This is a genomic window from Microcystis sp. LEGE 00066, from assembly GCF_015207925.1.
GTDB lineage: Bacteria > Cyanobacteriota > Cyanobacteriia > Cyanobacteriales > Microcystaceae > Microcystis > Microcystis ichthyoblabe_A.
The window spans coordinates 82,101-95,858 of record NZ_JADEVX010000002.1 but is presented as its reverse complement, the minus strand read 5'-3'; the positions used below and the strand labels follow the sequence as shown (position 1 = coordinate 95,858).

General features: G+C 41.5%; 15 protein-coding genes and 2 pseudogenes. 8 read left to right on the top strand and 9 right to left on the bottom strand.

All coding sequences use genetic code 11. From position 1 onward, the window contains the following. Window positions 1-188 precede the first annotated feature (188 nt). From IQ224_RS00835 to IQ224_RS00805, 7 genes are all read left to right on the top strand, one after another. A complete protein-coding gene (locus IQ224_RS00835) occupies window positions 189-1,580 on the top strand; it encodes an NAD-dependent malic enzyme (RefSeq protein ID WP_194032365.1) in 1,392 nt (463 codons plus the stop codon). A 31-nt stretch (window positions 1,581-1,611) separates the two neighbouring features. Continuing rightward, on the top strand, window positions 1,612-2,346 hold the full coding sequence (locus tag IQ224_RS00830) for a M15 family metallopeptidase (protein WP_193956388.1): 735 nt from the start codon (window positions 1,612-1,614) through the stop codon (window positions 2,344-2,346). Between the two features lie 267 nt (window positions 2,347-2,613). Further along, on the top strand, window positions 2,614-5,805 hold the full coding sequence (locus IQ224_RS00825) for a HEAT repeat domain-containing protein (protein ID WP_194032364.1): 3,192 nt from the start codon (window positions 2,614-2,616) through the stop codon (window positions 5,803-5,805). Between the two features lie 106 nt (window positions 5,806-5,911). Further along, window positions 5,912-6,190, top strand: coding sequence for a type II toxin-antitoxin system Phd/YefM family antitoxin (locus IQ224_RS00820; RefSeq protein ID WP_194032363.1), 279 nt, complete (start codon window positions 5,912-5,914; stop codon window positions 6,188-6,190). Further along, the gene (locus IQ224_RS00815; protein ID WP_194032362.1) at window positions 6,183-6,383 is read left to right on the top strand and encodes a DUF4926 domain-containing protein; all 201 of its coding nucleotides are present in this window, start codon (window positions 6,183-6,185) and stop codon (window positions 6,381-6,383) included. Before IQ224_RS00820 ends, IQ224_RS00815 begins: the two co-directional genes overlap by 8 nt. An 84-nt stretch (window positions 6,384-6,467) precedes the next feature. Continuing rightward, complete coding sequence (locus IQ224_RS00810) at window positions 6,468-7,259, top strand: HEAT repeat domain-containing protein (protein ID WP_194032361.1); 792 nt, start codon at window positions 6,468-6,470, stop codon at window positions 7,257-7,259. A 6-nt stretch (window positions 7,260-7,265) separates the two neighbouring features. Next, window positions 7,266-7,850: a HEAT repeat domain-containing protein gene (locus tag IQ224_RS00805; RefSeq protein WP_002744069.1), complete on the top strand. Its 585-nt coding sequence runs from the start codon at window positions 7,266-7,268 to the stop codon at window positions 7,848-7,850. Between the two features lie 407 nt (window positions 7,851-8,257). Here the strand turns inward: IQ224_RS00805 and IQ224_RS00800 are convergent, their stop codons facing one another. The 6 genes and pseudogenes from IQ224_RS00800 to IQ224_RS00780 all read right to left on the bottom strand — a co-directional run bounded on the left by IQ224_RS00800 (window position 8,258) and on the right by IQ224_RS00780 (window position 10,517). Further along, window positions 8,258-8,521, bottom strand: a complete 264-nt coding sequence (locus tag IQ224_RS00800; protein WP_036400951.1) for a DUF2442 domain-containing protein — start codon at window positions 8,519-8,521, stop codon at window positions 8,258-8,260. Further along, the gene (locus IQ224_RS00795; protein ID WP_002744071.1) at window positions 8,481-8,654 is read right to left on the bottom strand and encodes a DUF4160 domain-containing protein; all 174 of its coding nucleotides are present in this window, start codon (window positions 8,652-8,654) and stop codon (window positions 8,481-8,483) included. Before IQ224_RS00795 ends, IQ224_RS00800 begins: the two co-directional genes overlap by 41 nt. A 286-nt stretch (window positions 8,655-8,940) precedes the next feature. After that, on the bottom strand, window positions 8,941-9,384 hold the full coding sequence (tnpA, locus tag IQ224_RS00790) for an IS200/IS605 family transposase (protein WP_002740761.1): 444 nt from the start codon (window positions 9,382-9,384) through the stop codon (window positions 8,941-8,943). Beyond that, window positions 9,381-9,836 (bottom strand): hypothetical protein, encoded by a 456-nt coding sequence (locus IQ224_RS00785; RefSeq protein ID WP_228036045.1) that lies wholly within the window; start codon window positions 9,834-9,836, stop codon window positions 9,381-9,383. Before IQ224_RS00785 ends, tnpA begins: the two co-directional genes overlap by 4 nt. A gap of 183 nt (window positions 9,837-10,019) precedes the next feature. Further along, window positions 10,020-10,236, bottom strand: a pseudogene (locus tag IQ224_RS23710) (hypothetical protein). A 53-nt stretch (window positions 10,237-10,289) separates the two neighbouring features. Next, a complete protein-coding gene (locus tag IQ224_RS00780) occupies window positions 10,290-10,517 on the bottom strand; it encodes a hypothetical protein (RefSeq protein WP_002744072.1) in 228 nt (75 codons plus the stop codon). A gap of 349 nt (window positions 10,518-10,866) precedes the next feature. On the opposite strand from IQ224_RS00780, the pseudogene IQ224_RS00775 reads away from it, so the two are divergent. Next, window positions 10,867-11,169 (top strand): annotated as a pseudogene (locus IQ224_RS00775) (arginase family protein); the annotation flags it as partial. A 32-nt stretch (window positions 11,170-11,201) separates the two neighbouring features. Here the strand turns inward: IQ224_RS00775 and IQ224_RS00770 are convergent. The 3 genes from IQ224_RS00770 to IQ224_RS00760 form a co-directional block, all read right to left on the bottom strand. Then, the gene (locus tag IQ224_RS00770) at window positions 11,202-11,528 is read right to left on the bottom strand and encodes a DUF5615 family PIN-like protein (protein WP_084990056.1); all 327 of its coding nucleotides are present in this window, start codon (window positions 11,526-11,528) and stop codon (window positions 11,202-11,204) included. After that, window positions 11,512-11,775: a DUF433 domain-containing protein gene (locus IQ224_RS00765; protein WP_084990057.1), complete on the bottom strand. Its 264-nt coding sequence runs from the start codon at window positions 11,773-11,775 to the stop codon at window positions 11,512-11,514. The genes IQ224_RS00770 and IQ224_RS00765 overlap by 17 nt, the downstream gene beginning before the upstream one ends. 715 nt (window positions 11,776-12,490) lie before the next feature. After that, window positions 12,491-13,327, bottom strand: a complete 837-nt coding sequence (locus IQ224_RS00760; RefSeq protein ID WP_002750346.1) for a lysozyme — start codon at window positions 13,325-13,327, stop codon at window positions 12,491-12,493. Between the last annotated feature and the right edge of the window lie 431 nt (window positions 13,328-13,758).

The window sequence follows — 13,758 nt, the reverse complement described above, 5'->3', positions numbered from 1 at the left end:
ACCCCACACCCCACACCCTACACACCCCACACCCCACACCTTTTAAACAGTATCTAGTGTGACTCCCTCGCTCCCACTGGTATTATGACCACAGATATCATAATAGCTAAAGAAACTGCACGATTAGATACCAAAGTCCTTCACAGATAGAAGATAATCAATATTTATCAGTATTGGAAGCCTTCAGCATGGTTCATTTAACGCCCAATCCTAGCTATAGTTTAAGTCTCAAGATAGAAATCCCCAATCAAGCGGGAACCTTCGCTTCTGTCCTCAATGCGATCGCCGATGTCGGGGGGAATTTAGGGCAAATTTCTCTGATCGAACGCAATTTAAAGATTAGCACCCGCGAGATTATGGTTGATGCCGCTAGTACCGACCAAGCGGAACAGATTATCGCTGCGGTTAAAGCTCTACCGGATGTTAAACTGCTCAAAGTTTCCGATCGCACCTTCGATCTCCATCGTCGGGGTAAAATCTCCATTGAAAGTCGTATTCCCCTCACCTCCCAAGATGACCTGGCCATGGCCTACACCCCCGGAGTTGGTCGCATCTGCACCGCTATCGCCCACGAACCCGAACAAGTGTACTCATTGACCATCAAGGGTAACACCGTCGCTGTAGTGACCGATGGTAGCGCGGTATTAGGATTAGGAAATCTCGGGCCAGAGGCTGCCCTACCAGTAATGGAAGGGAAAGCGATGTTATTCAAGGAATTCGCCGGAATTGATGCTTTTCCCATCTGTTTAGCCACCCAAGACCCCGAAGAAATCATCGCAACCGTCAAAAGAATCGCTCCGGTTTTTGGGGGTATTAACCTAGAGGATATCGGCGCTCCACGCTGTTTTGAAATTGAGAAACGTCTGCGAGCGGAATTAAATATTCCCGTTTTCCACGATGATCAACATGGTACAGCGATCGTTTCCCTGGCTGCCCTGATTAATGCCCTCAAATTAGTCAAAAAATCGCTTGATACAGCCAAAATCGTCATTAATGGTGCAGGTGCAGCGGGTATCGCCATCGCTACTCTCTTTAAAACCGCAGGAGCTACAGATATAACCCTCTGTGATTCCCTTGGTATCCTCTCCCAAAACCGGGACGATTTAACCCCAGAAAAACAAGCTTGGGCCGTGGCTGCCAGTGGTAAGCTAGGGGATGCTCTTAAAGGCGCTGATGTTTTCTTGGGAGTGAGCGCACCGGGGGTATTGACTCCCGAAATGGTTAAGGGAATGGCTAAAAATGCGATCGTCTTTGCCATGGCTAATCCGATTCCCGAAATTCAACCGGAATTAATCAATGATTTAGTGGCCGTGGTGGCTACCGGACGCAGTGATTATCCCAATCAGATTAATAACGTTCTCGCTTTCCCCGGATTATTTCGCGGGGCCTTGGACTGTCGCGCTAGGGCCATCACCGATAATATGTATCTGGAAGCGGCCAAAGCGATCGCTTCTTTGATCAATCCTGCTAATCTTGATCGAGAGAATATTATTCCCTCGGTTTTTGATAGTCGTGTAGTTACGGCTGTGGCCGCCGCCGTTCAACACGCTGCTCGTCAAGATGGAGTGGCCGGGGAATAATGTAATTATCGTGCAGGAGGGCAAGTAAACCGTGAAACCGATCGATGATATTCCCGAAGCTTTGCGGGACAGCCAGTACAGAAAAACTACTAATCCTAATGGTCTTATAGCGATCGCAAGCGGTTTACTTGCTCTGGTGGGAACCGGCCTAATTGCCATAGCAGTCTTGAATCGTCCCCCTGCTACCGTAAAAAAACCGGTTATTAACCCCTCCCCCCTGATTAAAGCCACTCCTAGCCCCATTGAGAACATTCTAGGTCATTTACCCTATCAAGAGGCTCCAGAGACGGAATTAGCCCCTATTACTGGGGATGGTGGTATGCGTTTAAGGAAAGCAGCAGCCAAGGCTTTTATCCAGATGCAGAGTGACGCGAGAAGGTCGGGGGTGATTTTAATGCCGATTTCCGCATTTCGATCGAAAGCAACCCAAGAAAAGCTCTTTTTTGAAGTTAAAAAACAACGCAATCAGGAAACCCGCAAACGAGCAGAAGTGAGCGCACCTCCGGGTTACAGCGAACATCATACCGGTTATGCGATCGATATTGGCGATGGTCGCACTCCCGCAACGAATTTAAATCTTAGTTTTGCTAATACTGCCGCTTTTCGTTGGTTGCAAAATAACGCCGCTCAGTATAGTTTCGAGTTATCTTTCCCCGAAAATAATCCCCAGGGTATTAGTTATGAACCTTGGCACTGGCGTTTTGTCGGGGATAGTGACAGTTTAGAAACTTTTTATAAGGCCCAACAATTAGGAAAACAAAAATAAGATAACCTCTACTCCGATTCTATCTTGTAAGTCATGACCAAATCTTCTTAGCCTACAATTAAAATATTAGAAGTTGGCTCTTCTAGGTTCTGTGTGATCAGCTTAACTTAACTATAGGATCGATCTTTCCTTTGTGTCCTCTGTGTCTTTGTGGTTCCTTCCACCCCCTCGCTAGGAGGACTGTATCTTAGAATACATTTTACCCACCAAATCCAAGAGAGCCGCAAGTTTAATCAGGGTTTCTTCTCGAACTAACAGACAGCATCAATGATTGACTGGACTCCCTATCTCGAATCAATCTCGGAAAAGTACGCCCAGTGGGAGACATTTTACACCCTCACGGACGTAGAGGGAAAAACACGCCCGTCGAAAACTGCACCTTTGCTAAGGGATTTATGGGTGCAGACGATTGAAAAAGAACGGGAAAACCCGCAGGAAAGACCAGAAAGACCAGAAAAAACCGAAAGATTCACAGTTTTAGATGGTTTACGCAAGTATGCCGCTAATCACGTTCACGTTCTTTTAAAAGGTCGTCCCGGTTCAGGAAAATCGACCGCTTTAGCCAGATTATTATTAGAAGAATCCGTAGAGGCCCAAAGCTTGCGCCTAAATCAACAAAGTCAGGCTAAAATCATTCAAATTCCCATTCTCATCGAATTACGCTTGTATGAAACCTCAATTCTTGATTTAATTTTACAATTCCTGAAACGCCATAAATTAATTATTGATAGTAATACCCTAGAAAGTTGGCTGTTAGAAAATCATAATTTTAGACCATTATTATTATTTGATGGTATCAATGAATTGCCCTCAGATCCTGCACGACGAGATTTAAAAAACTTTCGCCAGCAGTATGCAGAAATTTCGATGATTTTCACTACAAGGGATTTAGGCAGCGACGACTTAAACATTGAAAAAAAGCTGGAAATGCTCCCCCTGACTGAACCACAGATGCGGGATTTTGTCAAGGCCTATTTGCCTGAAAAAGGCGAAGAAATGCTTAAACAGTTGGGAAATCGTCTCAAGGAATTGGCAGAAACCCCCCTGCTTTTGTGGATGCTTTGTTCAGTTTTTGATAATAATCAGAACAAAATTCCTGCTAATTTGGGCTTAGTTTTCCAGATTTTTACAGGAATTTATGACAAGAAATTAAAAGCAGATGTTACTACTTACCAAGAATCCCGGGATTGGTGGCGAGAATTGCTGCAAGTATTAGCGTGGAAAATGACCCAAGGGGAGTCAAAAACTGAGATTCAGGTGGCCATTTCCCGAACAGAAGCAGAGGAAGAATTAAGCAAATTTATCAAAAATAAAGGATTCCCAGAATATTACAGTAAGCAGTGGTTAAAGGATTTATTGAAATATCATCTAATTCACCTAGAAGGTAATGATAAAATTGCTTTTCGCCATCAACTGATTCAAGAGTATTACACGGCTGAGGAATTAAAGAAAAAGTTACCCCATCTCAGTGATGAGCAGTTACAGTGGGACTATTTGAATTATCTCAAATGGACGGAACCTATGGCGTTGCTGCTGGGGTTATTGGATAATGAAACCCAAGCAAAACGGGTGGTTAAATTAGGGTTAGAGATTGATTTAAAACTAGGAGCAAGGTTAGCAGGAGAAGTCAACTTTAAGTTTCAAAAGCAGACAGTGGGGTTAGTGCTTGGGTTGGATGTACCGAAACGGTTTAAGGTGGAGTTATTGGGATTAACAAAGTCTAATCAAGTTATTAATGAGTTAAGTCAAGCTTTAAAAGACTCTGATGGGGTTGTTCGTGGGTACGCAGCCTTCGCTTTGGGTAATATTGGCTCGGAAACAGCCATTCCGGGGTTACTCAAGGCTTTAGAAGACTCTGATTATGATGTTCGTAGGAACGCAGCCGAGGCTTTGGGTGAAATTGGCTCAGAAACAGCCATTCCGGGATTACTCAAAGCTTTAGAAGACTCTGATTGGTATGTTCGTAGTAACGCAGCCGAGGCTTTGGGTAATATTGGCTCAGAAACAGCCATTCCTGGGTTACTCAAGGCTTTAGAAGACTCTGGTGTGTTGGTTCGTTGGAACGCAGCCGAGGCTTTGGGTAAGATTGGCTCAGAAACAGCCATTCCGGGGTTACTCAAGGCTTTAGAACACTCTAAAAAAGATGTTCGTGGGAAGGCAGCCGAGGCTTTGGGTAAGATTGGCACAGAAACAGCCATCCCGGAGTTACTCAAGGTTTTAGAAAACTCTGATGAGTATGTTCGTTGGAAGGCAGCCTTCGCTTTGGGTGAAATTGGCTCAGAAACAGCCATTGCGGGGTTACTCAAGGCTTTAGAAGACTCTGATCAGTATCTTCGTATGAAGGCAGCCGAGGCTTTGGGTAAAATTGGCTCAGAAACAGCCATTCCGGAGTTACTCAAGGCTTTAGAAGACTCTTATGATTGGGATTGGTCTGGTAGGAACGCAGCCTTCGTCTTGGGTAATATTGGCTCAGAAACAGCCATTCCGGAGTTACTTAAGGCTTTAGAAGACTCTAATGAGAATGGGTATGTTCGTGGGAAGGCAGCCGAGGCTTTGGGTAAGATTGGCTCGGAAACAGCGATTCCGGGGTTACTCAAGGCTTTAGAAGACTATGATGAGGATGTTTATTGGAACGCAGTCGAGGCTTTGGGTAAGATTGGCACAGAAACAGCGATGACTGAACTTATCAAATGCCTGAAAAATCCTGATTCTGTCACATTAGCTAGAGAAGCACTAGAAATAATTCAAAACAAACTTAAATACTATCACCCCCTCTCCCAACCCATGAATCAACAAGTTTACATCTCCTACAACTGGCAAGAAGACAGCAACGAAATGGCTAATCAACTCGTCCAAGCATTTGCCGCTAAAGGAATTGAGATTATTCGGGATAAAACCCACACCAGCTATAAAGACTCCATCAAAAACTTCATGCAGCAAATTGGACAGGGGAAATGTGTCGTCGTCGTCATCAGCGATAGATACTTAAAATCAGAAAACTGTATGTTTGAATTAGTAGAAATTGCCAGAAATGGTGACTTTTATCAAAGAATATTCCCGATTATTTTACCAGATGCCAGAATTCATAAAGACTTCGAGCGCATAGACTACCTGAAATATTGGGAAGACGAAAAAGCAAAACTACAAGCAAAATACAAAGAAATTGATTTAGCTAAAACTCATAGTATCATGGCGACATTAAACTTATATGATGAAATCAGGGGCAATATTGATAATCTAACCAACATTCTTAAGGATATGAATCTTCTCAATATCGACTTACACCGCCAATCGGAATTTGCAGCTATGATTCAAAAAGTAGAAACTAAACTTGCAGAGGATGGTCAAAAATTATCTAATCAATCTCCAGTCAAGTCAGAATCTAAATATACTATCCATGCCAAAAACGTCCAGATTATTGAAAAAGGTGATGGACAGATTCAGGATTCTAGTTCGTAGTTGTGCTTAAGCGGGTGCATCTCAGATTTGCAGAAATACCGAAAACTTTTCGCTTTAAAAGGCGAGGTTTTAAACCCGATTTTTTTGATAAATTTTAATTGCTGACATGACTAAATATCTAAACATTACTGAAACAGGACAAAAGCTGGTTGAATGGTCTGAGCAAATGACTGACGAACCTATTATTATTACCAAAGAAGGTCAACCCATTATGGTGGCCCTGAATTATGCTCAAATTGAATCTTGGTTAGAAACTCTTGATATTTTACAAGACAAAGAGTTTACCGAAATCCTATCTGAAGCGATTCAACAGGATCAATCAGGACAAAGAATTACTTGGGAAGATGCTAAAAAACAACTCGGAATGAATAAAATAAATGACTAAACTCTATCAAGAAGTTTCTTTAAACTGCGACTTTCCAGAATACAATCTGAAAAAAGGAGAGGTAGGAACTCTCGTTGATATTGTTCCCCATCCTACTGGAGGTGAAGAAGGTTATGTTTTAGAGATTTTTGATTCTGAGGGAGAATCAATTGATGTAGTTATACCAAATCCTGCTTATAAAGTACAGTTATAATCAGGGACGACTGAAGTCGTCACTACGAACAGGGGAAAAAGATTAAAAATACACTATACTTGATGTGATGAACCAAAGCAATCTATGATTCAAACACCTAGTTACACCCAAATAGCAATTAGCGCCATCGCTAAAAAATTAGATGATAACCACCCCGAAATTCGCGCTAAAGCCGCAGAATCATTGGGAAAAATTGGAGAAGAAACTGCTATCCCAGCCTTAGCTAATCATTTAGATGACAGCCACATCAATGTTCGCTTAAAAGTCATCCAGGCTTTAGGGAAAATTAGCAGTGAAGTCGCTATCCCTAAATTAGTATCTACCCTCACCGATTCTAATCCTACTATCCGTACAGCAACAGCAGAAGCCCTCGGTCAAATTGGTGGAACTCAAGCCATTTTACATCTCATTGAATTATTAAACCACGATCCAGAACCATCTGTTCGTCTGTCCGCTGTACAATCTCTCGGAAAAACTTGCTCTGAAGATGCTATTCCTCCCTTAGTTAATTCATTGAAAGATAAAGACATTCAAATAGTCTATTTTGCTGGACATGGGTTAGCACAAATTAACTCTGAAAAATCGATTAAGGCACTAATTAAAGCATTAGAAGAACCTAACGATAAAATTCGCAGTAGTGCAGCAGAAGCATTAGGACAAATTAGCTCTGAAAAAACGATCAACTGTCTCATAAAAGCATTACAACAAGATCCATCTCCTGAAGTACGAACAAATGCGGCAAAATCCCTCGGAGAAATTGGTTTAGAAGAAGCTATTCCTGCCTTAATTAATGCTTTATCTGACGAAGAAGATAGTGTGCGTCTTAGTGCCACCGATGCTATAGGCAAAATCGGCTCAAATTACGCTAAAATCTAAGCTAGAATGACACTAAATCCTGAATATTTGCGGATAGTTATCGAAACTTTTTCTAAAAGGCTAAAACATTCCGATGCTCAAATGCGAAAAAAAGCCGCTGAATGTTTTGGAAAAATGGGTAATGAATCAATAATTCCTCTCCTATGTCAGGCCTTAGAAGCAGAAAATGATCTCGATGTTCAATCCTCTATTATGGATGCTATAGTGTTAATAAATAACTTAACTTCAGAAACACCTATGTCAGAAAATACTCAAGGCTCTAAATACAACATTGTTCAACCCCAAAACGTGCAAATTATTGAACAGGGTGATGGCATTATTCATAATTACGCCACACCCCAAAATTTAGCCGAAGCCACCCAAGAAATCCAACAACTTATCAGCCAACTCACCCAAACTTATCCCACTAATACCGAAATTGAAAAACAAACTTTTGTCGCACAAGTTGACGCAGAAATCAAGAAAAATTCTCGCCTAAGAAGCATTTTAATCACGGGAGGAATTGAATTAATTAAAATTCTCTGTCCTCCCCTCGGTATTCCCATTGAAATGGGTAAAAAATGGCTAGAAACTGCTAATTTAAGTGAGTAAACAGAGCATCTCAATCTTATTAGTTAGAAACGATTAAATCGGAATTATTCCATGATCAACATCATTTAAATCTATCAATTGTATAGATCGATCATATCAAATGCTTCGGAATCGTTAATTCGATAAAAGAAAAAATTAGAATCGAAGGTTAAAATGCGTTGCATGGCGTTGCTGATTTGAGATATGAATCTTCTCTTGTGGGATTTTTAAAACCTAGACCCAAACTAACTTTTGGATACGATGCACAGTTGGCATTCATACCTTGATTCTGCAAAGCCTAGACTTACAACTTCAATCAATGTGCATGGTGTGTTCCCCAAAAATCGATCGCTGGAGCGGTAGAAGTTGCATTAGGGAACGCACCCTACAAGATCGGCGATCTGCTACGCAGTGCCTTTGGCATCGCACTAGGATTTAGCTTTTAAGGGAAATATCTCAGGATTTTTAATAATTTCTTTGCTTAAATCTACATCTAAATCTGGCCAATAAAAATGATTAGGAAAAGGCTCTTGTATATTTAAAATTTGTCTAATAGGGACATCTTCAAACCAAGGAAAATCTTGATAGGAAAGAAACATTTCTTCATCGTTTGCCAGAATCCATATTCCATGGGAAGAAATATGAGTTACTTCAGCTTGAGAAGTGTTTTGTCCAAGCATTTCTAAGTTCATTTTGTCGTTCCTCAATAATAGTTTCTATCGCTTGAAGTTGTTTTCGAGATAGGTTATAATTACGAGCTAATTCAATTTGTGGTTCCAGCCAAAATTTAGCTTCTCCTTCTGCACAATGAACATGAACGTGCATTCTTGTTTCTTCGCGGGAAAAGAAAAGATAACCTTACTAAGGTATAAATAGCTGTAAATGCACTTAGAAAATAAATCAAATAATAAAATCTTGCAGCTTGAATATAAGGGAGCTTATTTTTAAGTACTTCAAGGCGAGTTAATATTTTTACGCTTGAGTATATAAAGACACAAAAGGGAAATAATAGTATTGTTACTCCTGCCATCCGATCTACCCAACCACTTTTAGGGTCAATCAGAAGAGGAGCAAATGAACTACCCCGCCGCAAGCGGACGGGGTATCAGAATCAAAATAGACTCAATTGTAGATTTTGGTGTAGCTGCAGGTATTCTTTATCTTGTTCTTTTACATATCTCGCTATCATACCTTCATCCCCATGCTTTCCTACCGTACTTGCGTAATATCCATCACTCCAAAACTCTCCTCCCCACAACTGCTTTTTCACTTGAGGACACTTTTTGAAAATTTCTCTCGCCGTTATACTTTTAATCATTGTCACTATCCTTGTCACACTATAGGTCGGTACTGATTGCACCAGAAAATGCACATGATCTTTATCCACTCCAATTTCTACAAACTTTATCTCGTATCGTTTTTCCATCTCTAGACAGACTTCTTTCAACAAGCTATCTACCTGTTCGTCGAAAACGGCTTTACGATATTTGGCTGGGAACACTAAATGATATAGCAAAACACTTACATTATGGCTCTTATGGATGTATTCACTCATTTTTCTATTGTACGCCGCGAGCGGCGGGGAATTAGACCCGAAGAGATTAAAGTAACATCTATGTAATTACTGGAAGCTTCTAATTGTTGAGTAATTGCTCGACGCAGACGTGTTAATCCTTGTAACTGTGCTGTCACAACAACAAAGCCACAAGCAACCCCTACTGGAAAAAGAGCAGTCACTTCAGCAGTTGATATGGGTACTTTGCCCCAGCTAGTTGTAATTTCTGATAAGCGATCTTCTAGTTTAGATTTTTCAGGTTTAGTACATTGAGTATTTTTTCGACAAGCTTCTTGGTTGCCCAAAAGAGTTATATATGGAAAGAAAATTAGGAAGAAGAAAACAAGTGTGCCGACTAATAGTAGAGCTAACGACAGTCGAAAACGATTAAGTTTTTCCTCATACAATTTCAAAAGCCTATCCAAATAAGCAGTTATCTCAGTATTACTCATACTAGCTCCCTATATCACCCCCAAAAGCGTGTTAGCCAGATTAGCTTACTGCAAACAATCTCCTTTAAGGAAACTTATCACGGAAGCTTTCCGGAATTGTAGCAAAGATTCTTAGATATGACTGCACTTTTTCACAAAATTTCACTATTATTTCGGGTGCGGTGATTTGTTAGGTTTCTTGGTTCACAACTTCTTTAACAATTTGTCATACTCTGGGTGAGAGCCTATCCAAAACCAAACAATTACATTCTTATTCTTGATTCTTCCCTTGCGCTCTCCAACCTATACCGACTCTGATTGACCAGATCTGGTCTTCTTGATTGACCTCCTTAAATTCTAAGCTTGGATGACTTGGGTTATCTTTCCATAACTTGTAATTTTTTCTGGCTGTTCTTTTCACTCTTTCTGGTAGCTGTTGAAATAAGCCGACGAAATCTGGATTTAGTTACGACTTCATAGATCATCAAATCCCATTTCTTCAGTCTGTCCGTTTTCTGAATCCGCAATAGCTTTCTGAGCAAGTTCTTTGAGAATTAAGCTGTCTTGGGGTTTAGATAATGTTTCTTGCCATTTGATTTCATTTTCGATGTCTTCAATAAACTGCTCTGCCAGTTCGTCTTGAATTGCTTCTGGCAGTTCTTGAGCTTTTTGTACAGCTTTACTTAGAAGTGTTGATAACATTTCTTTCTTCTCTTCTCTTGAAAACATCACTACATATTATAGGTCAACTTTCTGTATAAAACTCTCCAGAGTAACGATATGGGTCAACTATCGCCAGAACTTTTCCCTATATCACCCCCAAAAGCTTGTTAGCCAGATTAGCCTATTGCCAAAAACCTTGTGTAACTAAATTCCTGACAATTAGGCTCATTCTAGCGATGATTCCTATATCTGACCGCACCCCTTGACAAAAACTGACAATTATTCGACCTTTAGCGATCGCTATCGGGGGATAATTGTTTTTTGTTACAGCAGTGTGGAGCAGCCCAACTGATGGCTATATTTCCAGATTATCGCCCGCAGGAAACCAATAATTGCCGATGATAAATTTGTCGTCGCCGTCGGGGGTGAACACGCTATCACCACGGAAGTAGTACAAGGTTACTAATAGGCTTGATCGGAACCTTTTACGGTGGTTCAAATTGATGCCCATGGCGATATGCTTTTTGAGTACGAAGGCTCCCACCATAACCACGCCTGTGTGATGCATCGGGTGTTAGAAATGGGTTTACCGACCTTACCCGTGGGAATTCGGGCTATTTGTCGAGAAGAAGCGGAATTAATCGCTAAACAGCAGATTCCCGTGATTTGCGATCGAGATATCGCTAGGGATGCGGAGTTATGCTGCTTTCGCCAACACAACTTTCAGGAGCCTCCAACTTCAATCACTTCTCCTGGAGAGACTTTATCTAATACGCTACAGGCATCTGGCATTAGGGGAAGTAAGTCAGAAAGTTTGTTGCTGGTTGCTACAAGAACAATAACTGCCACTCCAGTTTGCTGTAAATTTTGCTGATAACGCAAATTTTGATCTGTAGTGAGGAGAATCGTGAAACCCTCCTGAATCATCAGCCTCAGCAACTCACCGTTCTTTTTCCCTGACCATCCCATCTCAACAACTGTGCATACCTCGTAATCGGCAAGCTCACGCTTTAACGGGCGTGGGGCGCATTCATCAAGCAGGATTCGCATAGGTTGTCAACATTTCCTTTGCTAATTCAAGGGCTGAGATCGCCTGTTCTCGACTGACACTGGGAAAATGGTCTAGAAATACTTCTAATGAATCACCAGCCTCAAGATAATCAAGTAGGGTTCTCATCGGCACACGAGTTCCTACAAAAACAGGGGTTCCCCCTAGAATGTCGGGATCACTGTGAACAACACGGGATATTAATGCCATAACAAATATATCCAACTGGCTACTAGCTTTTACAGTCATTGTATCCTAAAGTCATTTGTCGGCTCTATACAAGGTGAGGCTCAGGCATGGGACACTTCACTTGACTACTCTGCCTACATCTTGCCGCTAGACCCAAACTAACTTTTGGATACGATGCACAGTTGGCATTCATACTAAATCTGGTTATTAAAAACTGATTATTTATTCCCCTTTGCCTTTTGCCTTTTGCCTCTTGCCTTTTGCCTCTCCTCATAACTAGCCTGTAGGCTCTTCTAGGTTCTGTGTGATCAGCTTAACTTACCATAGAAGCGATCGATCTTTGTGTCCTTTGTGTCTCTGTGGTTCATTCCAACCCCTCGCTAGGAGGAATGTATCTTAGAATACATTTTACCCACCAAACCTGGGAGAGCCGCCTGTACTCAACGGATTTAGTATCATACCTTGATTCTGCAACGCCTAGACTTACAACTTCAATCAATGTGCATGGTGCGTTCCCCAAAAATCGATCTGTGGAGCGGTAGAAGTTGCATTAGGGAACGCACCCTACGGCGATAGCTGATTTCTCCATAAAAGTTGAATGATGCAATGAGTGATTCTTACGCTATAGAGTTCGCGCTCAAAAAGGTCTTAGAGTTGGGGTGTTTCTATATCAATGTGAGCATGATTATCATGAACACCACCATCATTGCTAGAAACCAGTTTTATGGATAAGTATAATTACTCACTTGCATAAATGAGATGCTCCCTGTTGTATTTAGCTCAAGAACAAATCTCGTTCAGCTTTTCTTCTCCGAACAAGACCTGGCAATTCTCTGCCACCAGCCAGCACCCATTTTCTAAATTCATCATTGGCAATACTTACACGATTGTCCCCTCGATTTAAACGTTTACGTAAAGTCGAGTCTTGAAGCGCACCTGCACCAAGGTTGAAGGTAAAACTGACTAAAGCAGAAAACTCATTGTCATTTAGAGGAACTGTGATTAGATCACTCACCGCATCTTCAGCACTCGCTAAATCAGACCTCAGCAGATTCTCTGCCTCAAGGAGAGTAATAACTTTAACGTCAACGTCCCTAGCTGTTACTGAGTCTATATTCCCCCAGCCTATTGTTGGCACTCTTACAGGATCGAAATAAGCTGTTACACCGCCATTAGGCACAAGCTGACCTCGACGCGGACCCGATCGGAAGGTTCGGCTATGTAAACCTTCAAATTCTTTTACAAGTTCCAGTCCTGCATCGTTAATCCTTCTTCCTCCACTGGGTGGAGGAGCTACGGACATCAGAACATCAAAGTAAATACCTGCCGTTTGAGGACCAATCACACCTCGAAGGAGACCAGTATTACCAAGACCGTTAGCAGCTTTGAAGGCATTTACACCAGCTTCAGATAAGTCCAAACCTTTTTGCTGGCAGAAGGCAATGAACTTATCTAAAGTAGTTCGCCCTACTACTCCTGGGACATCCAGTTCTAGCCTTTGCTTAATCTGATTGAAATTAGCCAACGGGAGGTTAAGCAGTATATCTAGAGCATGATTCTCCACCTCATTGAGATCACTTCTATCAAGCCCTTGAATAGTTACTTCGGACATTTAGCTCTCCTTAATAAAGGTCAAAAACGGAAACTTTCTCTATAAAACTCTGCATCGTAACGATATGGGTCAACTATCACCAGAACTTTTCCCTATATCACCCCCAAAAGCTTGTTAGCCAGATTAGCCTATTGCCAAAAACCTTGTTTAACTAAATTCCTGACAACTAGGCTCATTCTAGCGATGACTCCTATATCTGACCGCACCCCTTGACAAAAATTTATAATTATTCGACCTTTAGCGATCGCTATCGGGGGATAATTGTTTTTTGTTACAGCAGTATGAAGCAGCCCAACTGATGGCTATATTTCCAGATTATCGCCCGCAGGAAACCAATCTTGATCGAGAAATCGAGGGATGTATCCATTGATGGATAAGGGTTTTCTGCCATTGTAGTAGATACGTTTGGAGTCAGTTGAGATAGACAAAAA